A 15690-nucleotide genomic window follows, 5' to 3' on the forward strand; every position below is an offset into this window, starting at 1 on the left:
GACGACCGCCGCGCCCGTCCAGCAGCCGCGCACGGCTCCGCAGCCCACGGCCGCGCAGCCGGCCGCCGGCGGCCAGGCCCGCCCCGCGTCGGGTGAGCAGCGCACGGCCCCGACGGTCGTGAAGATTGTCGTCGCCGGTGGCTTTGCGGTCGGCAAGACGACGTTCATCGGCTCGATCTCGGACGTCGAGCCCCTGAACACCGAGGCGGCCATGACGGAGCACTCGGTCGGCGTCGACGACGCGGGCGGCGTGAGCGACCGCAAGACGACGACGACGGTCGCGATGGACTTCGGGCGCGTCTCGCTCCCGGGCAACCTGTGGCTCTACCTGTTCGGCACGCCGGGCCAGGACCGCTTCCTCTTCATGTGGGACGACCTGGTCCGCGGCGCGATCGGTGCGGTCGTGCTCGTCGACACCGACCGCCTCGAGCAGTGCTTCCCGGCGATCGACTACTTCGAGTCGCGCAACATCCCGTTCGTCGTCGGCGTGAACTGCTTCGACGGCGTCGCCAAGCACCGGCTCGAGGACGTGCGCGAGGCCCTGCAGATCCCGGCGCACGTGCCCATGCTGTACACGGACGCCCGGTCGCGCGCCGCGACCAAGCAGACGCTCATCGCGCTCGTGCAGCTCGCGATGCGTCAGCTCCGCGGCGCGGCCTGACCGCCCCGCACGACGCACCTCCACGACGGCGGGCCGCCCACCCCGGGCAGCCCGCCGTCGTCGTCCCCGGGCGTCGGCGCCCGTGGCCGTGACGTGCCAGAATGGCACGCTGAGCCGCGAGGCTCGGGGAGGGCTGACAGAGCGGCCTAATGTGACGGTCTTGAAAACCGTTGTGCGGCAACGCACCGGGGGTTCGAATCCCTCGCCCTCCGCTCCTCCCGGCCTGGTGGCCCGGGACCTTCGGCGGGTGCCGTGCGCGTCGCCGTGCGCGAGGATGGCGGGGTGACGTCCGAGCCGTACCGCCGTCCGTTCGCCGACGAGTCCGCGCTCGAGCCCGTCGAGCTGATCCGCCGCTCGGGTGCCGTCCTGCGCGTCGGGCGGCTCGCGCTCTCGGCCGGGACGGGCAGCTACCGGGTCAAGGAGCACATGTCGCGGGTCGGGCGGGCGCTGGGCATCGACCGCGTCGCGGCGCACGTCACGCTGACCGAGATCACCGCGACGTCCCACCAGGGGCCGATCTTCCGCACCGAGCTCACCGAGGCGCGGTCCGTGGGCATCGACGCGGACCGGCTCGGCGAGCTGGAGCGGTTCACGTCGTCGCTCCCGCCGAGGGCCGACCTCGCGTCCGTCGAGGCGGGGCTGGACCGCATCGCCGGCAAGCCGCTGCTGTACGGGACGCTCCTCAACGCCCTGTGGGCCGGGATGGCGTGCGCGGCCTTCGCGTTCCTCAACAACGGGGGAGTCGTCGAGTGCGGTGCGGTGCTCGTCGCGGCGGCGCTCGGGCAGGCGGTCCGGCGCACCATGCTGCACCGGGGAATCAACCAGTTCGGGGTCACGATGCTCGCGGCCGCGACCGCGAGCATCGCCTACCTCGCCCTCGTCCTCGCGCTGTCCGACCTCGCCGGCGTCTCGCGCAACCACGAGGCGGGGTACGTCTCGGCGGTGCTGTTCCTCGTCCCGGGCTTCGCGCTCGTCACGGGCGCGCTCGACCTGGCCAAGCTCGACTTCTCGGCCGGTGTCGCGCGGCTCACGTACGCCCTCGTGCTGCTCGCGTCGGCCGCGCTCGCGGTGTGGGGGTTCTCCGCGGTCGCGGGCCTCGCGCCCGACCCCGTGCCGCCGCCCGCCATCGACCCGACCCTGCTGCTCGCGCTGCGCACGCTCGCGAGCTTCCTCGGCGTGCTCGGGTTCGCGCTGATGTTCAACAGCCCCTGGGCGATGGCCGTCGGCGCCGCCGCGATCGGGGCGGTGGCGAACGTCGGACGGCTCGCGCTCGTCGACGCCGACGTGTTCCCCCAGGCGGCCGCCGCGGCGGCCGCGCTCCTGGTGGGGCTGCTCGCCGCCGCGGTCGCGCCCGCGATGCGCGTGCCGCGCATCACCGTGTCGGTGCCGGCCGTCGTCATCATGGTCCCGGGCGTCACCGCGTACCGGGCGGTCTACGAGTTCAACACCGGCACGACGGCGCAGGCCCTCGGCTACGCGGTCGAGGCGGGCCTCGTCATCGTCGCGCTGGCGATCGGGCTCGCCGTCGCCCGCATGCTCACCGACCGCGAGTGGACGTTCGAGCGGTAGGCCGGTTCCGAGCAGCGGGCCGGCACGGTTTGGACGCGCGGCGAGCCGCCGGTACCCTGGGCGACGCGGGTGCACCATCCCGGCCTCAGGCCCGGCCCGCGAGGAGACGTCGCATAGTCAGGTCTAGTGCGCCACCCTGCTAAGGTGGTAACGGGGCAACCCGTTCGAGGGTTCAAATCCCTCCGTCTCCGCCAGGAAGGTCCCGGCTGCCAAGCGCCCGGGGCCTTTTCTGTTGCCCGGGAACGGGTGGCCGGAAGGCTGTGCGACCGGGCCCGACGGACCGCCGGGCCCGGTCCGGCGGCTACGCCGCGCCCGACGTCGCGAGCACGGAGCGGACGACGAACCGCGACGCCCCCGCCCCGGCGAGCACGAGCCCCGAGGCCGCCGCGACGCACAGCAGGAACTGCACGACGACGTCCACGTTCGCGAACGCGTTGAACCCGATGATCGGCACCATGAACATGAGCGCCATGACCGTCGCGACGCCGACGCTCACCGAGAGCGGCACGAGCGTCTCGCGGAACCGCGCCCGGTCGAGGGTGCGGAGGTCGGTGCCGGCGAGGACGAGCGTGCGGTACTCGCCGCGCTGGTCGATGACGCGGCCGGCCTGCATGACGCCCGTGGACACGGCGGCGAGCACGCCGGCGATCGCGAGGGTGAGGAAGCCGCCGGTCTTGAGGTCGGTGAGGAACTCGATCTCTGCCGGGTCGGTCACCGCGGCCGTGTCGAAGAGGGCGAAGATGCTCGCGATGCCGGCGATAAACGTCGCGAGCGCGACGCCGCCGACCGAGCGCCATGCCGTCTTCGGGTCGTCGACGATGCGCCGCCCGGCGAGCAGCGTCGGGACGCGGCGCGCGGTGCCGGCGGTGATCCGCCCGACGACCCAGATGGTGAACGGGCCGACGAGGTTGAGCGTCGCGAAGCCCACGAGCAGGATGCCGACGACGACGGTGATCGCGACGGCGGTGGAGCCGAACGACAGGTTGGTCGCGACGATCATGGCGACGAACGCGGCGCCCGTGGCGAGCAGGCGCACGGCCTTGAGGCCCGGAGGCGTGACGCGGGCCGCGACGCCGAGCGGCGTGATGGCGACCCGGCGCAGGCTCACGAGGGACGACACGAGCGCGACCGCCACGACGAGTACAACGGCGGCCAGCAGGGCGGGCACCCCGACCCACAGCTCGGCGATGTCGAACGTGCGGCCCTGGAACCGCAGCTGGGCGACGAGCGGCAGCAGCGCGCCGTAGCCGACGAGCCCGACGAGCGCGCCGGTCACGGCCTGCGCCGCGGCGTCGAGCACGGTGAGCGTCGTGACCTGGCGCGTCGTGGCGCCGGCGAGGCGCAGCGCCGCGAGACGCGCGTCCCGGCGGGCGACGGCGAGGCGGGCGGCAGCGCCGCCGAGCGTGACGAGCGGGATGAGCAGCAGGAGCGACGCGATGCCCGCGAAGATCGGGTACTGGGTCGCGTACTCCGTGACGGGGCCGTTCGCGCCCTCGGTCACGCCCTCGAAGCCGCCCGCGCGGTCGAGGAAGGCGCCGAAGCCGCCGACGACCACGAGCAGGACCGCCGTCGTCGCGGCGAACGCGATGACCGCGAGGACGTTGGTCATGCCCTGCGGGTCGCGGTCGTCCGCGCTGCGCCGGCGCAGGAGCCACCAGAGGTCTACCGTCCTCATCGCGCGCTCTCCTGACTCGTCCCGTGAGCCGTCGGCAGCGCCGTGGTGCCGGGCGCGTGGAACTCGCCCGAGACGAGCCCGTCGCGCATCGTCACGGTGCGCGAGCAGTGGCGCGCGACCCCGGCGTCGTGCGTGACGACGACGAGCGCCGCGCCCGACGCGCGCGTGGCCTGCGTGAGGACGTCGAGCACCTCGGCTCCGGTCGTCTGGTCGAGCGCGCCGGTGGGCTCGTCGGCGAAGACGACGCCGGGCGAGCCGACGAGCGCGCGGGCGATCGCGACGCGCTGCGCCTGGCCGCCCGACAGCTCGCCGGGACGCCGCTGCTCCATGCCTGCGAGGCCGAGGTGCGCGAGCCAGCGTGCCGCGACGGCGGTCGCCTCGGTGCGCGACGTGCCCGCGAGCATGAGCGGCAGCGCCGCGTTCTCGACCGCGGGCAGCTCGGGCAGCAGCTGGCCGGACTGGAACACAAAGCCGAAGTCGTTGCGGCGCAGCACGGTGCGGCGCGCCTCGGACAGCGTCGTGAGGTCCTCGCCGCGCCACGCGACGGAGCCGGAGGTGGGCGTGACGATCCCCGCGAGGCAGTGCAGCAGGGTCGTCTTGCCGGAGCCGGACGGGCCCATGATCGCGAGCGACTCGCCGGGATGGACGGTGAGGCTCACGCCGGCGAGGGCGTGCGTGGCGGCCAGGGCGGTGCCGTAGACCTTGGTGAGGCCGCTCGCGACGAGGGGCGAGCCGCCGGGGGCGGGAGCGGGACCGGTGAACGTCATGCCACGATCGTCCGGCCGGCACGGATGCTGCCGCGTCGGGCTGAGGGCGGGACCTCTCGGAGCCCGGGTCCGACCGTGGGTGGACGGGCGGTGCTGCGCGAGGACGACACCGGAACGGCCCGGCCGGCGACCGTGGCGTCGGTCACCTCCGGGCCCACGGTGCCGGTACCGGTTTGGGTTCGCCCGCCGGACGCGGTAGTGTTCTCGACGGCCGGTGAGCGATCAGCGGTTGCAGGACCAGCGCCCGTAGCTCAACGGATAGAGCATCTGACTACGGATCAGAAGGTTGGGGGTTCGAATCCCTCCGGGCGCACCGACACGAACGGCCCCACCCTCCGGGTGGGGCCGTTCGTCGTTGTACCCGCACTCGCCTTGCGGGCGCACCGAGGCGCGCGGTCTCACCATGGGAGACGCGCGACGGCTACGTGATCGGATCGTGACGAACGTGCCGATATCCGCACGATGACGCGGATAGTCCCCGGCCTTAGGGCGCTCAGATGGTCATGAATTCGCCATCGACAGGTGCGGCACCGGCCGGGATGTGCCTAGGGTCGTCGGCGGTATGGACACGACGACGAACGCCGCGCCCACCGCCCCTTCGACCCGAAGCACGACCGGCAGCGACACCGCTGCCGCGCCCGCCGACCCCCTCGGCGCGGCGCCCGTGACGGTCCGCCGCCCGACGCGGGCCGACGGCGCCGCCATGTGGCGCGTCGCGCGCGACTCCGGCGAGCTCGACCTGAACTCGTCGTACGCCTACCTGCTGCTCGCGGAGCACTTCGCGGAGACCTGCCGGGTCGCCGTCGTCCCCGACGCCGGGGCGCTCGAGGGAGGGCGCGTCGTCGGGTTCGTGACGGGCTACCGCCTGCCCGACGACGTCGCGCACCTGTTCGTGTGGCAGGTCGCCGTGGACGAGGCCGTCCGCGGGCGCGGGATCGCCGGCCGGCTGCTCGACGCGCTGGTCGACGCGGCGCCCGACGTCACCACCGTGAAGACGACCGTCGCCGAGGAGAACGTCGCCTCGCGCACCCTCTTCGTCCGCTGGGCGGCGCGCCGTGGCGCCGCCATCGCCACCACGCCGCTGTTCACCGCCGACCAGTTCCCCGACGCGCACGCCGACGAGCCGATGCTCGTCATCGACGGCGTGCACCCACGCTGAGCCACCGCAGACCTCGGGCTGCGCCGGTCCGGCGCGCGGGTGACGCCGCAGCCCCTCCACGTCTCGCACCCGTGCGCACCACCACAAGGAGCACTCCTTCGTGACTACCCCGACACTCCCGACCGCCGACGCGTACGCCGCCGACGACCCGACCGGGTTCACGGCACTGGAGTCCGGAGTCCGCAGCTACTCACGTGCGTGGCCCGTCGTGTTCGACCGTGCCCGAGGCGCCACGGTCACCGCCGAGGACGGCACCGAGTACCTCGACTTCTTCGCGGGCGCCGGCTCGCTCAACTACGGGCACAACGAGCCACGCCTCAAGAAGGTCCTCGTCGACTACCTGCTCGACGACCGCATGGTGCACAGCCTCGACATGCTGACGAGCGCACGGCGCGAGTTCCTCGAGACGTTCGAGTCGACGATCCTGCGTCCGCGCGGCCTCGACCACAAGGTCGTGTTCCCCGGCCCCGGCGGCGCGAACGCCGTCGAGGCGGCGCTCAAGCTCGCCCGCAAGGTGACGGGCCGCGAGTCGGTCATCACGTTCACCAACGCGTTCCACGGCATGACGCTGGGCGCACTGTCCGTGACGGGGAACTCGATGAAGCGCGGGGGAGCGGGCGTCCCGCTCGTCCACGCGACGCCCATGCCGTACGACGACTACTTCGACGGCGACGTGCCCGACTTCGTCTACCTGGAGCGCCTCCTCGGCGACGGCGGCAGCGGGCTCAACGAGCCCGCGGCGGTCATCGTCGAGACGGTGCAGGGCGAGGGCGGCATCAACGCGGCCCGGGCCGAGTGGCTGCGCGGCCTCGCGGACCTGTGCACGCGCCACGGGATCCTGCTCATCGTCGACGACATCCAGATGGGCTGCGGCCGCACCGGGAAGTTCTTCAGCTTCGAGGAGGCCGGGATCGTCCCGGACATCGTCTGCCTGTCGAAGTCGATCTCCGGGTACGGGCTGCCGATGGCGCTCACCCTCATCCGGCCGGAGCTGGACGTGTGGGAGCCGGGCGAGCACAACGGCACGTTCCGCGGCTTCGCCCCCGCGTTCGCCACGGCCGCGGAGGCGATCCGCACCTACTGGTCCGACGACGCGCTCGAGCGCTCGACGACGGCGAAGGGCGCGCTCGTCGAGTCGCACTTCAACACGCTCGTCGCGCGCTACCCCGACCACGGGCTCGCCTCGAAGGGCCGCGGGCTGGCACGCGGGCTGCAAACGGCCGACGGCGAGACGGCGGGCCGGGTCTGCGAGGAGGCCTTCGCGCGAGGCCTGCTCATGGAGACGTCCGGTCCCTCCGGTGAGGTCGTCAAGCTGCTCCCGCCGCTGACGATCACCGACGAGGAGTTGCGTCGCGGCCTGTCGATCCTCGACGCGTCGCTCGCCGCCGTCCTGTCCTGACCTCGCCCCGACATCCCCGGAGGTTCCCCATGATCGTGCGCACCATCGACGAGATCACCGGCACCGACGCCGACGTCCAGGCCGAGAGCTGGCGCAGCAAGCGTCTCGTGCTGGCCAAGGAGGGCGTCGGCTTCTCGGTCCACGAGACCACCCTGTACGCCGGGACCGAAAGCACCTTCTGGTACGCGAACCACGTCGAGGCGGTGTTCGTCACGTCCGGCGAGGGCGAGATCGAGGACCTCGCCACCGGCGAGGTGCACCCGCTCGCGCCCGGCACGCTGTACCTGCTGGACGACCACGACAAGCACAAGGTCCGCCCGCGGACGGACATCACGTGCGTGTGCGTGTTCAACCCGCCGGTCACCGGTCGTGAGGTGCACGACGAGGACGGCGTCTACCCGCTCGTCACCGAGGAGCCGGCGACGGCCTGACGGCGCCGGCGCCGGGTCGCCCACGCGAGGTCGGCCTCCTCGAGCACGTCGTCGATCCCCCGCCCGCCGACGGCCGCCACCCAGCCCGGGTCGGCGCCGTCGGTGCGGGGGTCGTACAGCGCCCAGCGGCGGACGCCGAGGCTGCGCAGGTGCTCGCCGAGCGCGAGGAGGTCGGCCCGGGTGTGGGCGACCGGGTCGACGGTCGTCCGCACCTCGTGGTCGACGCCCGAGCGCAGCAGCACAGCGAGGGACTCGAACGCCCGGCGCGCCGACGACGCGCTGCCCGTCGTCGCGGCGTACCGCGACGGCAGGTGCTTGACCTCGAGACCCACCCAGTCGACGAGCGGCAGCAGCCGCGCGAGCCGGGCGGGCCACACGCCGCTCGTGAGCAGCCCGATGCCGAGGCCGAGCGAACGCACCTCGGCGACCGCGTCCGGCAGGCCGGCGTGGAGCGTCGGCTCCCCGCCGGAGAGCACGACGCCGTCCAGCAGGGCACGCCGGTGCCGCAGCCACGCGACGACGCCCGGCCAGTCCATGGCGTCGGAGGTCGCCGACGTGCCTGGCGCCAGGACGTCCTGGAGCCCGGGGCCGTGGCACGACGCGCAGCGCCACGGGCACCCCTGCGTGGAGACGGTCGCGGCGAGGACGCCTGGCCAGTCGACGGTCGAGATCCAGGGCCGGCACGCGACGACGAGGTCAGCCAGGGGCGAGGTCCGGGACAGGGTCGAGGTGGTCGGGGACGTGCTCGCGACGTCGACGTGTGCCATGGGCGCTTCCTTCCGGTCCGAGGCGCCCACCTCCCGCCGGTGACGGTGACGTCGCCACCCTACGCCATGTGAAGGGCTTCACATGGCGTGATCGCGCTGGTGGCGGCATGAGAGAGCTCTCACACCGCGTTCACGGACGTCTCACCGCGCGTCGTCAGGGTGGCCACCATGACGGCACCCGACCTCCCTCTCGCCGCCGGGCCGCGCGCCCGCCGCCGGGTCGCGCTGTACTCGCACGACACGCAGGGCCTCGGCCACGTGCGCCGCACGTCGCTGCTCGCCCGCGCCGTCGTCGCCGCGGACCCGGACGTCGACGTCCTCCTGCTGTCGGGCGCCGCCGAGGCCACGAGCCTGCCGCTGCCGCCGCGCACCGAGGTCGTCACGCTGCCCGGCGTCGCGAAGGACCCTGCCACCGGGTACGGGCCGCGGCGCTGGGGCGGCACGCTCGAGGACGTCGTCGCCGTGCGCGCCGGCGTCCTCGACGGGGCGCTCGCGGCCTTCGACCCCGACGTGCTCGTCGTCGACAAGGTGCCGCTCGGCGTCGGCGGCGAGCTGCGCCCGGCGCTCGAGCGCCTCCGGGCACGGGGGCGGACGGCGTGCGTCCTCGGCCTGCGCGACGTGCTCGACGTGCCCGAGGTCGCGGTGCGCGAGTGGGACGACCAGCGCAGCACGTCCGTCGTCGAGCGCCTCTACGACGAGGTGTGGGTGTACGGCGACGCGCGCGTCTACGACCCGCTCGTCGAGTACGCGCTGCCCGACGTCGTCGCGCGGCGGACCGTGTTCACGGGGTACCTCGGCCGGGGCCGCGCCGCGCCGGCGCCCGCGCGGGCGGCGCAGCGCCCGCACCCGGTCGGTGCCGACGGCGCGCCCGACCGCGTACGCGAGCTGGTCCCCGCACCACGCGCCGATCGCGGCGACGAGCACCACGACCCACCAGGCGACGCCGCCACCCGCCTGCGCGGCGACGGCGAGGGACACGACCACCGTCTCGCCGGGGACGGGCGGGAAGAAGCCGTCGAGCGCCGTCGTCGCGAGCAGCGTCGGCAGCGCCCACGCCGAGTCGACGAGCGCGAGCACCCACGCCTCGAGCTGACCCCACAGCGCCACGATCCCGTCGACCATGCGAACCAGCCTCCGGGAGCCGGGACCCCGGCACCATGGGGTATCCCCCCGGTTCGTCCCTGATGTTCCCCCGAACGCGCCGGCCGACGCTCCGGCAGGCGGACCGTTGCGCCGCGCACCCCCTCCGGCGGGGGAGAATGAGCGCCGACGCATTCACCTCCCCGCCCCGGCGGAGGAGATTCGTGATCGAGAAGCGGGATCGAGGAAGCGCAGTGATCACTGTCAGCACCGACGGCTCGTGCCTGAGCAACCCGGGCGGGGCCATCGGATGGGCGTGGATCAACCACGACGGGTCCTTCGACTCCGGCGGCGCGGCGAGCGGCACCAACCAGGTCGCCGAGCTGACCGCCCTCCTCCAGGCGGTCCGCGCGCACCCCGGCGCCGACCCCCTCCTCATCGAGTCCGACTCGCAGTACGCCGCGCACGGGAGCGACGGCGGCGGGTCGATCCGGATCCCGGCGAGCGCGTGCGGGCTCGTCGGGCTCAAGCCGTCGCGCGGGCGGGTGAGCCCGGGCCCGCTCTCCGTCGACGGCGCCGGGCTCGCGACGCACGGCGTGCTCACCCGGTCGGTGCGGGACACGGCCGCGTTCCTCGACGTGCTCGCGCGCCCGTGGCCGGGCGACACGTTCGTCGCCGGACCGGTGGCCGGGACGACGCCCCGCGGCGGGGCCGCCACCTGGTGGACCGGCGAGGCCCCCGTGTCGTTCCTCGCCGCGACCGGGGCCGCGACGCGACCGCTGCGTGTCGGCCTCCTCCTCGACCCCGTCGTGGCGCCGGGCGCGCCGGTGCACCCCGCGTGCGTCGCGGCCGCGCGCGAGACCGCGACGCTGCTCGCCGGGATGGGGCACGACGTCGTCGAGGTCGGCCCGCCGTTCGACGCCGAGCGGTGGGACGCCTTCGCCGCGCTGTGGTCCGTCGGGGCGCTGACCGCCCCCGTGCCGGCGCAGGACGAGGAGCGGCTCGTCCCGCTCACGCGCTGGCTGCGCGAGCGCGGCCGGGCGACGTCGGGCCTGGAGTACGCGACCGCTCTCGCGGGCGTCCAGGCGCTCACGCGCGACGTCGCCACCGCGTGGGCGGACGTCGACGTCGTCGTCTCCCCCACGCTCGCGCAGCTCCCCGCCCCGGTCGGCACCCAGCGCCTCGACGACGACCCCGCCGCGGACTTCGCCGCGCAGACCGCCTTCACGCCCTGGACGAGCATGTGGAACCTCACCGGGCGTCCCGCCGTGAGCCTGCCGCTCGGGGAAGCCGTCGTGCCGGACGACGCCGGCGCGCCCGTCACGCTGCCCGTCGGGGTGATGCTCGGCGCCGCGCACGGCGCGGACGCCCTGCTCCTCGCCCTGGCCGCCCGCCTGGAGGAGGCGGCACCCTGGGCCCACCGCCGGCCCCCGGAGACGTCGTGACCGCCTACGCCGCCCTCCTGTTCGCCGTCAACGTCGGCGGCCGCTCCGTCCCCTCGACCGCGCTGCGCGCCCTGTCCGCCGAGCTCGGGTTCGCGGGCAACCGGACCGTCGTCAACAGCGGCAACCTCGTGGTGGCGGCCGGCGCCTCCGGTGCCGCCACCGCCGACGACGTCGCGCGCCTCGTGCGCGCGGGCGTGGCCGACCGCTTCGGCGTCGACGCGGCGGTCGCCGTCCTCACGACCGCGCGGCTCGCCGAGGTGCTCGCGGCGAACCCGTTCCCCGACGCGTCGCGCGAGACGCCGTCCCGCGTCCAGGTGCTCGTCGGCGAGCGCGACGTCGACGCCGACGGCGTCGCCCGGCTCGCCACGGAGCACCCCGGCCCCGAGGAGGTCGCCGCCGCGCGCGGCGTGCTCTGGGTGCACTACCCCGACGGCATCGGGCGGTCGAGGCTCACCACCCCCGTCCTCGCGCGCGCCGCGGGCACCTCCGTCACGGGGCGGAACGTGAACACCGTCACGCGTTTGCTCGCGACGGCGTACGAGGTCGAGGCGGCGGGCGAGACGCCCTGACGCGCTACGCCGGGTGGGCGTCGTCGCCCGGCTGGTCCTGCACGACGCGCGCCGGGCGCCAGTGCTGGACCTTCCCGGCGTCGCGCACGACGACGCCGAGGCGCCCGAGCTCGCGGCGCAGGTCGGCGACGTCGTCGTCCTTCCCGGCCTCGAGCATCGCGGAGCGGGCGCGCAGGACGGCGTCGGCGCTCGGCGGCAGCGCGGGGTCGCCCGCGACCCAGCGGCGGAACGCCCCCGCGTGCGGGTCCTCGTCGCGCCACGGCCAGCCCTGGGCGCGGAACGCGGCGGCCAGGCGCGGTGCCTCGAGCTCGGTGACGACGTGCGCGAGCTCCGCGGAGCCGTGCCCGTCGCGCTCGCCGAGCACGACGAGCACCGTCCGGTCGACGAACACGTCGGTCGCCTCGGCGCGCGCGATCTCGGTGGTGACGCCGCGCCGGACGACGCTCGCCCGGTCCGCGGCGACTGTGACGACCGCGGTGTCCTCGCGGGCGTGCGCGGCGAGGAGCAGACCTGCCGCGGCGCCGAGCGCGACCGCGACGAGCGCGCCGAGCAGACCGCGCCCGGCGAGCATGTCGTCGACGAGCTCGGCCGGTCCCTGAAACGGCGCCCACGGGAGACCGGCGTACCAGCCCGCGAGGCGCACCGCGCCGTACGCGAGCCCGGCGCCGAGCAGCGGTGCGCCGCCCCAGAGCACGGCGAGCTCCGTCGTGGTCGGTCCCACGACGGCGGGCTGCTCGCCGGGTCGGTCGGAGGGTTCGGGGGCGGGGGTCGCGTCGGGCACGAGGGACATCGTCACCGGTCGCGGCACGTCGCAGCGTCGGCCGCGCGGCCGATCCCGCCCGCGCCTCGGTCCGCCGCGCGGAGTACGCGACCGCTCCGCGGACGTGCCGGGCGTCGTCCCCGCGTCCCGCGTAGGATCGACCACGGTGTGCCGGGAAGTCTGGTCGGCGGCTGCTTCCGCGACCCGTGAGGTCACCTCCCTCCCGACACCAGGAGAACCATGACTGCTGCCTCCCCCGCCACCGCCCCGTCGTCGTCCGCCCCCGGGCCCCTGCGCCGCTGGGCGAGCCGTGAGACGACCGGAGGCGCCCTCCTCATCGGCGCGGCCCTCGTCGCCCTCGTGTGGGCCAACTCGCCCTGGCGCGAGGCGTACGCGACGCTCTCGAGCACCGTCGTCGGGCCGTCGTCCCCGCTGCACCTCGACCTCTCGCTGTCCGCCTGGGCCGCGGACGGCCTGCTCGCGATCTTCTTCTTCGTGGTCGGCGTCGAGCTCAAGCAGGAGTTCGTCGCCGGCAGCCTGCGCAACCCGAAGACGGCCGGCGTCCCCATGCTCGCCGCCGTCGGCGGCATGGCGCTGCCGGCGATCATCTTCGCGGTCGTCCTCGTCGCTGCGGGCGACACCGGCGCGCTGCACGGATGGGCGATCCCGACCGCGACCGACATCGCGTTCGCGCTCGGCGTCCTCGCCGTGTTCGGCCGCGGCCTGCCCGTCGCGATCCGCACCTTCCTGCTCACCCTCGCCGTCGTGGACGACCTGCTCGCGATCGTCATCATCGCGATCTTCTACACCGCGGACCTGCAGTGGGCCTACCTCGGCCTCGCCCTGGTCGCCGTCGCGCTCTACGCCGTCCTGGTGCGTGCGCGCCGCACGCGCTGGTGGCTCCTGCTGCCCGTCGCCGCCGTCGCGTGGGCGTTCATGCACGAGTCCGGCGTGCACGCCACCATCGCGGGCGTGCTCCTCGGGTTCGCCGTCCCGGCCCTCGCCGTGCACGGCGAGGGCGAGTCCCGCACGCACCGGTTCGAGCGCACCATCCGCCCGTTCTCCCAGGGCATCGCCCTGCCCGTGTTCGCCTTCTTCGCCGCGGGGGTGTCGATCGTCGGGGGCGAGACGCCCGTCGGCGAGGTCCTGACCCAGCCGGTCGTGCTCGCGATCGTCGTCGGGCTCGTGGTGGGCAAGCTCGTCGGCGTCCTCGGCGTGACCGCGCTCGTCACGCGGTTCACCCCGCTGCGCCTCGCGCCCGGCATCGGCGTGCGCGACCTGCTGCCCGTCGCCCTGCTCGCCGGCATCGGGTTCACGGTCTCGCTCCTCATCGCCGAGCTCTCCTTCCCGGACGCCGAGCACACCGACGGCGCGAAGATCGCGATCCTCGCCGCGTCCACCCTCGCCGCCGCCCTCGCCGCGGTCGCGCTGCGCTGGGACGCGCGCCGGGCGCGCACGAACGACATGAACCGCGACGACCTGCCCGACGACGTCCGCGACTTCATCGGCGACGAGCGGGACCGCCTCGACCACTGACGGCGTCCGCGGCATGATCGTCGTGGACCGTGCGGCACCGAGGCCGCGCGGCCGGTGCGCCGTCGCCCACCACCCGCGGGCGGCGGCCCGACGAGGAGGTCGCGCCATGAGCCTGACGAGTCCGCCCGTATCCTCACCTGCCCCGCCGCCCGTGCGCCGCGGCCTGGACAAGGTCGTCGCGTCCGCCGCCGAGGCGGTCGCGGACGTGCCCGACGGCGCGTCGCTCGCCGTCGGCGGGTTCGGTCTGTGCGGCAACCCGATCGCCCTCATCGAGGCGCTGCTCGCCCAGGGGACGCGGGACCTGTGGGTCGTGAGCAACAACTGCGGCGTCGACGACTGGGGCCTCGGCGTGCTGCTCGGCGCCGGCCGCATCCGCCGGATGACGAGCTCGTACGTCGGGGAGAACAAGGAGTTCGAGCGGCAGTTCCTCTCGGGCGAGCTCGAGCTCGAGCTCACGCCGCAGGGCACGCTCGCGGAGAAGCTGCGTGCGGGCGGCGCCGGGATCGCCGGCTTCTGGACGCGCACGGGCGTGGGCACGCAGGTCGCCGAGGGCGGGCTGCCGCAGCGGTACGACGGCGCGGGCGGCGTCGCGCAGGCCAGCGCGCCGAAGGAGGTCCGCACGTTCGGCGTCGGGCCGCGAGGCCGCGACGGGTCCTTCGCGGGCGAGGCGGAGTTCGTCCTCGAGGAGGCGATCACGACCGACTTCGCGCTCGTCCACGCGGTGCGCGGCGACCGCCACGGCAACCTCGTGTTCCACCGCTCGGCACGCAACTTCTCCCCGCTCGCCGCGATGGCGGGCCGCGTGTGCGTCGCCCAGGTCGAGGAGCTGGTCGAGCCGGGCGAGATCGACCCCGACGCCGTGCACCTGCCGGGCGTGTTCGTCCACCGCGTCGTCGAGGTGGGCCCCGACGCGCCGAAGCGCATCGAACGCCGGACCGTCCGTCCCACGAAGGAGGGCTGAGCGATGCCGCGGACCCGTGACGAGATGGCCGCACGCGCGGCGCGCGAGCTCCAGGACGGCTGGTACGTCAACCTCGGCATCGGCCTGCCGACCCTCGTGCCGAACCACGTCCCCGCCGGCCGGCACCTCGTGCTCCAGTCGGAGAACGGGATCCTCGGCGTCGGCCCGTACCCCACCGAGGACGAGGTGGACCCCGACCTCATCAACGCCGGCAAGGAGACCGTGACGCTGCTGCCGGGGGCGTCGATCTTCGACTCGGCGACGAGCTTCGGCATGATCCGCGGCGGCAAGATCGACGCGGCCGTGCTCGGCGGGATGCAGGTCTCCGCGGCGGGCGACCTCGCCAACTGGATGATCCCCGGGAAGATGGTCAAGGGCCCGGGCGGCGCGATGGACCTCGTGCACGGCGCCGCTCGCGTGATCGTGCTCATGGAGCACGTCGCGCGCGACGGCTCGCCGAAGCTCCTCCACGCGTGCTCGCTCCCGCTCACCGGACGCGGCGTCGTTCACCGCGTCATCACCGACCTCGCGGTGATCGACGTGACGCCGGACGGGCTCGTCCTGCGCGAGACCGCGCCCGGCGTGAGCGTCGACGACGTGCGCGCCGCGACCGAGCCCGAGCTCGTCGTCGACCTCGACCCCGCGCCCCTGGCCGCGGCCGGCACCACGTCCGGCTCCGCCGCCGGCTCCGCCGCCACGGAGTAGCGTGAGGAGCACACCGGCGCCACACCCCCGGCGCCGCCGCCGACACCGCCGTCCGCACCCCTGGAGGTCCCGCCATGAGCGCCGCTCCCCTCTCCCCCGCCCGCCCCGACGACGTCGTGGTCGTCGCGGCCGCCCGCACGCCGCTGGGCCGGCTGCGCGGGTCGCTCGCCGCGATGACGGCCACCGACCTCGGGGCGGTCGCCGCG

General features: G+C 74.8%; 15 protein-coding genes and 3 tRNA genes. 14 read left to right on the forward strand and 4 right to left on the reverse strand.

Going from position 1 to position 15690, the window contains the following annotated elements; genetic code table 11:
- Window positions 1-118: 118 nt before the first annotated feature.
- From JZ5iCDA_RS10050 to JZ5iCDA_RS10065, 4 genes are all read left to right on the forward strand, one after another.
- A complete protein-coding gene (locus JZ5iCDA_RS10050; protein ID WP_069387058.1) occupies window positions 119-661 on the forward strand; it encodes a GTP-binding protein in 543 nt (180 codons plus the stop codon).
- Between the two features lie 127 nt (window positions 662-788).
- Window positions 789-873, forward strand: a tRNA-Ser gene (locus JZ5iCDA_RS10055).
- A gap of 70 nt (window positions 874-943) precedes the next feature.
- Window positions 944-2230, forward strand: a complete 1287-nt coding sequence (locus tag JZ5iCDA_RS10060) for a threonine/serine ThrE exporter family protein (protein WP_069387046.1) — start codon at window positions 944-946, stop codon at window positions 2228-2230.
- Between the two features lie 102 nt (window positions 2231-2332).
- Window positions 2333-2424: transfer RNA gene (locus JZ5iCDA_RS10065), tRNA-Ser, on the forward strand.
- A gap of 107 nt (window positions 2425-2531) precedes the next feature.
- Here JZ5iCDA_RS10065 and JZ5iCDA_RS10070 read toward each other — a convergent pair.
- Window positions 2532-3905, reverse strand: a complete 1374-nt coding sequence (locus JZ5iCDA_RS10070; protein WP_069387047.1) for an FtsX-like permease family protein — start codon at window positions 3903-3905, stop codon at window positions 2532-2534.
- A complete protein-coding gene (locus JZ5iCDA_RS10075) occupies window positions 3902-4672 on the reverse strand; it encodes an ABC transporter ATP-binding protein (RefSeq protein ID WP_069387048.1) in 771 nt (256 codons plus the stop codon). The genes JZ5iCDA_RS10070 and JZ5iCDA_RS10075 overlap by 4 nt, the downstream gene beginning before the upstream one ends.
- A 240-nt stretch (window positions 4673-4912) precedes the next feature.
- Here JZ5iCDA_RS10075 and JZ5iCDA_RS10080 point away from each other — a divergent pair.
- From JZ5iCDA_RS10080 to JZ5iCDA_RS10095, 4 genes are all read left to right on the forward strand, one after another.
- Window positions 4913-4985: transfer RNA gene (locus tag JZ5iCDA_RS10080), tRNA-Arg, on the forward strand.
- Between the two features lie 249 nt (window positions 4986-5234).
- Window positions 5235-5831 carry a diaminobutyrate acetyltransferase gene (gene ectA / locus JZ5iCDA_RS10085; protein WP_083259870.1) on the forward strand — a complete coding sequence of 199 codons (597 nt, stop codon included), beginning with the start codon at window positions 5235-5237 and terminating at the stop codon, window positions 5829-5831.
- Between the two features lie 100 nt (window positions 5832-5931).
- Complete coding sequence (ectB, locus tag JZ5iCDA_RS10090) at window positions 5932-7230, forward strand: diaminobutyrate--2-oxoglutarate transaminase (RefSeq protein ID WP_069387049.1); 1299 nt, start codon at window positions 5932-5934, stop codon at window positions 7228-7230.
- A 29-nt stretch (window positions 7231-7259) separates the two neighbouring features.
- Window positions 7260-7661 (forward strand): ectoine synthase, encoded by a 402-nt coding sequence (locus JZ5iCDA_RS10095; RefSeq protein WP_069387050.1) that lies wholly within the window; start codon window positions 7260-7262, stop codon window positions 7659-7661.
- Here JZ5iCDA_RS10095 and JZ5iCDA_RS10100 read toward each other — a convergent pair.
- The gene (locus JZ5iCDA_RS10100) at window positions 7625-8428 is read right to left on the reverse strand and encodes an anaerobic ribonucleoside-triphosphate reductase activating protein (RefSeq protein ID WP_083259871.1); all 804 of its coding nucleotides are present in this window, start codon (window positions 8426-8428) and stop codon (window positions 7625-7627) included. The genes JZ5iCDA_RS10095 and JZ5iCDA_RS10100 overlap by 37 nt on opposite strands.
- 168 nt (window positions 8429-8596) lie before the next feature.
- Here JZ5iCDA_RS10100 and JZ5iCDA_RS18840 point away from each other — a divergent pair, with 168 nt between their 5' ends.
- The 3 genes from JZ5iCDA_RS18840 to JZ5iCDA_RS10120 all read left to right on the forward strand — a co-directional run bounded on the left by JZ5iCDA_RS18840 (window position 8597) and on the right by JZ5iCDA_RS10120 (window position 11522).
- On the forward strand, window positions 8597-9613 hold the full coding sequence (locus JZ5iCDA_RS18840; RefSeq protein ID WP_069387053.1) for a glycosyltransferase family protein: 1017 nt from the start codon (window positions 8597-8599) through the stop codon (window positions 9611-9613).
- Between the two features lie 149 nt (window positions 9614-9762).
- Complete coding sequence (locus tag JZ5iCDA_RS18845; RefSeq protein WP_069387054.1) at window positions 9763-10953, forward strand: amidase family protein; 1191 nt, start codon at window positions 9763-9765, stop codon at window positions 10951-10953.
- Window positions 10950-11522, forward strand: a complete 573-nt coding sequence (locus tag JZ5iCDA_RS10120; protein ID WP_069387055.1) for a DUF1697 domain-containing protein — start codon at window positions 10950-10952, stop codon at window positions 11520-11522. The genes JZ5iCDA_RS18845 and JZ5iCDA_RS10120 overlap by 4 nt, the downstream gene beginning before the upstream one ends.
- Before the next feature lie 4 nt (window positions 11523-11526).
- Here the strand turns inward: JZ5iCDA_RS10120 and JZ5iCDA_RS10125 are convergent, their stop codons facing one another.
- Window positions 11527-12303, reverse strand: a complete 777-nt coding sequence (locus JZ5iCDA_RS10125; protein ID WP_139123060.1) for a YqeB family protein — start codon at window positions 12301-12303, stop codon at window positions 11527-11529.
- A gap of 219 nt (window positions 12304-12522) precedes the next feature.
- Between JZ5iCDA_RS10125 and nhaA the strand changes: the two genes are divergently transcribed.
- The 3 genes from nhaA (at window position 12523) to JZ5iCDA_RS10140 (ending at window position 15484) form a co-directional block, all read left to right on the forward strand.
- The gene (nhaA, locus tag JZ5iCDA_RS10130) at window positions 12523-13818 is read left to right on the forward strand and encodes a Na+/H+ antiporter NhaA (protein WP_069387056.1); all 1296 of its coding nucleotides are present in this window, start codon (window positions 12523-12525) and stop codon (window positions 13816-13818) included.
- Window positions 13819-13924: 106 nt separating this feature from the next.
- Window positions 13925-14779, forward strand: a complete 855-nt coding sequence (locus tag JZ5iCDA_RS10135) for a CoA transferase subunit A (RefSeq protein ID WP_069387057.1) — start codon at window positions 13925-13927, stop codon at window positions 14777-14779.
- Between the two features lie 3 nt (window positions 14780-14782).
- Window positions 14783-15484 (forward strand): CoA transferase subunit B, encoded by a 702-nt coding sequence (locus JZ5iCDA_RS10140; protein ID WP_171905344.1) that lies wholly within the window; start codon window positions 14783-14785, stop codon window positions 15482-15484.
- Window positions 15485-15690: the final 206 nt, after the last annotated feature.

The organism is Cellulosimicrobium cellulans (assembly GCF_001722485.1).
Classification (GTDB): Bacteria; Actinomycetota; Actinomycetes; order Actinomycetales; family Cellulomonadaceae; genus Cellulosimicrobium; species Cellulosimicrobium cellulans_A.

Coding starts and splice junctions, on each gene's coding strand:
- ectA (WP_083259870.1), top strand. CDS start 5,235: ATGGACACGACGACGAACGCCGCGCCCACCGCCCCTTCGACCCGAAGC.
- JZ5iCDA_RS10075 (WP_069387048.1), bottom strand. CDS start 4,672: ATGACGTTCACCGGTCCCGCTCCCGCCCCCGGCGGCTCGCCCCTCGTC.
- JZ5iCDA_RS10095 (WP_069387050.1), top strand. CDS start 7,260: ATGATCGTGCGCACCATCGACGAGATCACCGGCACCGACGCCGACGTC.
- JZ5iCDA_RS10100 (WP_083259871.1), bottom strand. CDS start 8,428: ATGGCACACGTCGACGTCGCGAGCACGTCCCCGACCACCTCGACCCTG.
- JZ5iCDA_RS18840 (WP_069387053.1), top strand. CDS start 8,597: ATGACGGCACCCGACCTCCCTCTCGCCGCCGGGCCGCGCGCCCGCCGC.
- JZ5iCDA_RS10070 (WP_069387047.1), bottom strand. CDS start 3,905: ATGAGGACGGTAGACCTCTGGTGGCTCCTGCGCCGGCGCAGCGCGGAC.
- JZ5iCDA_RS10135 (WP_069387057.1), top strand. CDS start 13,925: ATGAGCCTGACGAGTCCGCCCGTATCCTCACCTGCCCCGCCGCCCGTG.
- nhaA (WP_069387056.1), top strand. CDS start 12,523: ATGACTGCTGCCTCCCCCGCCACCGCCCCGTCGTCGTCCGCCCCCGGG.
- JZ5iCDA_RS10140 (WP_171905344.1), top strand. CDS start 14,783: ATGCCGCGGACCCGTGACGAGATGGCCGCACGCGCGGCGCGCGAGCTC.